Here is a 280-nt window from a genome sequence, read left to right as displayed (position 1 = left end):
GTACTATATAAAAGAGCCTTCACATTTTTACGGATTTCCCCGTATTTATACGCTCTCACAACACTCTTTACTCGCCAAATGAAATTTCCATAGACTTCTTCATCAGCTAATATTTGCTCCAGTAAAACACCTTGCTCTAGTAACCCGCTCTTTTTATATGCAAGTTCCACCTTACTCCAAAATATATTAATCGTTTTCGGATTACGCGTCATCGGCACAAGTGCGTATATAAAAGGCTTCGGTATATCATGACGGCAATACGTCTCATCAAGTTCGTACG

At 38.9% G+C, this 280-nt stretch carries 1 pseudogene; it reads right to left on the bottom strand.

From position 1 onward, the window contains the following. Positions 1–280, bottom strand: a pseudogene (locus ACSG5Z_RS32445) (hypothetical protein); the annotation flags it as partial.

Origin of the sequence: Bacillus pretiosus (genome assembly GCF_051294775.1) — a bacterium.
GTDB classification, from domain to species: Bacteria; Bacillota; Bacilli; order Bacillales; family Bacillaceae_G; genus Bacillus_A; species Bacillus_A wiedmannii.
Note: the sequence above shows the minus strand (reverse complement) of the source record. Positions and strands in the feature narration are given on the sequence as shown.